Below are 2,756 nucleotides of genomic sequence, written 5' to 3'. Positions count from 1 at the left end.
ACAGATGTGGGATACCCTAACGGATCAGAAGATTGGAGCACCATGTCTAAAGCCGAACAGGAATTCGGGCAGGTTATTCAGCAATGGTGGTACCAGGAAGGAGCCTACGCCATGCTGCACGCCACCAAGCCGCAAACCCAGGCCTATGGGTTAAATGATTCCCCCACAGGGCTTGCATCCTGGATCGTTGAAAAGTTCAGCACCTGGGGCACACCGGGTGGCACTATTGAGGAGCATTTCACAAATGATGAGCTGCTCACCAATATCATGATCTACTGGGTTACCCAAACGATCAACTCCTCTATGCGCAGCTATGCTGTGGGCGCTTTTCAGCAACTGGCTTCAGCCCAAAAGGTGAATACCCCCACCGGCGTGGCAGTATTCCCCGGCGATGCTCCCACACCCATAGAATGGGCGCAAAGAAAGACAAATGTAAAACGGTTCACCAACATGGAAAAAGGCGGACACTTTGCTGCACTGGAAGCGCCGGAACTATGGGTGAAGGAATTGAATGCCTTTTTCAAAAGCGATGCTGTGAAGTAATTGACTGGAATAAATGGAAAGAGGGTGTATCAAAAAAAATCTGATACACCCTTTTTATTAAATATGCGTGGCATCTTCCCAAAAAAAAGAAAATCCGTGTCCCCATTCCTGATCTTCAATCGTTATGGCCATAAACCTACGATCTTATGACAAAGAAGACAGCTTTGCACATTATTTCCAGTGCCCGGGAAAACGATTCGTATAGTAAAGGCCTGAGCCAGGCTATTGTTGATAAATTAGCGGGGAAGCATGAGATTGACACTGTGATTGAAAGAGATCTTACAAAGGGCTCCCCTCCATTTCTGAACGGGGATCTGACCGGCGCTTTTTACAAGGATCCCCGGTCCCTAACTGAAGCGGAACGCCGCCTGCTGGAATATGCCGATTCCGTGGTGAATGATGTAAGCAATGCAGATATTTTAGTACTGGGTACACCCATGTACAACCTGGGAATGTCGGCCTTGTTAAAAGCCTGGATAGATCAGCTGGTGCGCTTTGGCGTTACTTATGGCTATGATGAAAATGGCGCCAGAAAGGGCCGCCTGAATGGCAAAAAGGTGTACCTGGCCATAGCCTCCGGCGGGAGGCTGGAAGATTGGCCTAAGGATCATGAGTTCATTGCTTCGCATGTCAATGCCGTATTTAATGCGTATGTTGGCAGCACCGAAACTCATACATTCAGGGTGGAAGGAACGGCCATGCCCGGCTTTCAGGCAGACTATGAAAAGATCTTAGCGCATTTGTAAAATATCAAACCATGAAAGAGTTTACATTAATATTCCGGTTAAACGACATCGCTGATTTTAAACCAACACCTGAACAGATCCAGGAACGTATGAGGTGGTTAGAAGGTATTGCTGCCCAGGGTAAGTTAGCGGACAAGGGAAACACCCTGCTGCCCGCTCCCGAAAGCGCAAAAACGGTAAGGGCTGATAATGTGGTCACTGACGGGCCTTATACGGAGATCAAGGAATTTATTGTTGGCTATGTGATCGTTAAAACAGCAGATATAGATGAAGCGGTGGCGATGGCGAAAGAGAACCCGATCTTTAAAATTGGAGGATGTATTGAAGTGAGGGAAGTATTAAAGCGGGATTAGCCTGCACTATCAACGTCATAAAAAAGGGGACCGTCTCAAAGTAATTTGAGGCGGCCCCTTTGTTCTTTACTTCAGATCCCCTATAGCAGCGCCAAAATTGATATGCAATACATTTCCATTGGAAAGTACCAGTGCCGGTACAGATTGCACACCGGCTTCTTCAGCTTCCGCCACCTTTGCTTTTTCAGTTCCCAGATGCACCACTTCTACTGCTTCCGAAGGAATGAGGTTCAGAATATCCTGTTCTGCACTTACACATACAGGACAGCCTGCGTGATAAAAAATTGCTTTTGCCATAATTATTGTTTTTAGAGATGCGTTGCAAAATTACCATAGACTTAGGCCAGGGAGCTGGTACAGTTTCTATGAAAACTGGTAGTCCAGCTCTTTTATGGTGGAAAGGATACGTTCCAGCTCCAGTATTTCATCCTTGTTCAGTGGCTTCAAAGGGCTGCGTAAATACCCGCCATCTTCTCCCAGCAGCGTTAGCCCTTCCTTAATAGCCCGCGGCAAACCTTTGGTTACAATGAACTTCAACAGGTCAACCTGCTTATAGAACAGCTCCCGGGCGCCGGCCAGGTCATTATTCAGAATTGCATGGTATAACCCGGTGTTAAGCCCGGGGATCAGGTTGGGAGCAGCTGTACACCATCCTGTGGCGCCCGCGGCAAATGCTGCCAGGGCAAGAGGATTGGAGCCGTTGTAAAAGGCCACTTCTTCTCCCAGCTCCCTTCTCAGGTAATGCATGCGCTGCACATCGCCCGTACTTTCTTTGATCATTGTTACATTCGGGATCTGCAGCAGCCGTTTCAGCAAGGCCGGCGACATATCCACCCCACCGGTGGCGGGATTGTTATATGCCATGATGGGGATGGAAATTTTGGATGCTACGGCATCGTAATGCTCAACGATCTCCTGGTCGGTTAGTTTCCAGTAACTCATCGGGATGATCATGACCGCTGTGGCGCCGGCTTTTTCTGCAAACCGGGCATGATAGATCGTTTTATCCGTAGTAAGATTGGATACCCCGACCAATGTTGGAACACGGCCGGCTACCTGTTGGATAGTTGCTTCGGTGATGGCTTCTTTTTCGGGATCGGTAAGGTAAGGCAAT

At 48.2% G+C, this 2,756-nt stretch carries 5 protein-coding genes; 3 read left to right on the top strand and 2 right to left on the bottom strand.

All coding sequences use genetic code 11. The annotated features are described in order from the left end of the window. The 3 genes from VIM72_RS24160 to VIM72_RS24150 all read left to right on the top strand — a co-directional run. The coding region (locus VIM72_RS24160; protein ID WP_332005388.1) for an alpha/beta hydrolase at positions 1 to 543 on the top strand (543 nt) is incomplete at its 5' end. A 146-nt stretch (positions 544 to 689) separates the two neighbouring features. After that, positions 690 to 1,289: an FMN-dependent NADH-azoreductase gene (locus VIM72_RS24155; RefSeq protein WP_332005387.1), complete on the top strand. Its 600-nt coding sequence runs from the start codon at positions 690 to 692 to the stop codon at positions 1,287 to 1,289. Positions 1,290 to 1,300: 11 nt separating this feature from the next. Continuing rightward, complete coding sequence (locus VIM72_RS24150) at positions 1,301 to 1,642, top strand: YciI family protein (RefSeq protein ID WP_332005386.1); 342 nt, start codon at positions 1,301 to 1,303, stop codon at positions 1,640 to 1,642. A gap of 66 nt (positions 1,643 to 1,708) precedes the next feature. On the opposite strand, the gene VIM72_RS24145 is transcribed toward VIM72_RS24150, so the two are convergent. Both VIM72_RS24145 and VIM72_RS24140 read right to left on the bottom strand, forming a co-directional pair. Further along, on the bottom strand, positions 1,709 to 1,939 hold the full coding sequence (locus VIM72_RS24145; protein ID WP_332005385.1) for a thioredoxin family protein: 231 nt from the start codon (positions 1,937 to 1,939) through the stop codon (positions 1,709 to 1,711). Between the two features lie 66 nt (positions 1,940 to 2,005). Then, on the bottom strand, positions 2,006 to 2,756 hold a 751-nt coding region (locus tag VIM72_RS24140; RefSeq protein WP_332005384.1), incomplete at its 5' end, for a dihydrodipicolinate synthase family protein.

It is taken from the genome of Chitinophaga sp. (genome assembly GCF_036569185.1).
Taxonomy (GTDB): Bacteria; Bacteroidota; Bacteroidia; order Chitinophagales; family Chitinophagaceae; genus Chitinophaga.
Note: the sequence above shows the minus strand (reverse complement) of the source record. Positions and strands in the feature narration are given on the sequence as shown.

Excerpts from the sequence above, each read along its gene's own strand:
- VIM72_RS24155 (WP_332005387.1), top strand. The coding sequence starts at position 690 with ATGACAAAGAAGACAGCTTTGCACATTATTTCCAGTGCCCGGGAAAAC.
- VIM72_RS24150 (WP_332005386.1), top strand. The coding sequence starts at position 1,301 with ATGAAAGAGTTTACATTAATATTCCGGTTAAACGACATCGCTGATTTT.
- VIM72_RS24145 (WP_332005385.1), bottom strand. The coding sequence starts at position 1,939 with ATGGCAAAAGCAATTTTTTATCACGCAGGCTGTCCTGTATGTGTAAGT.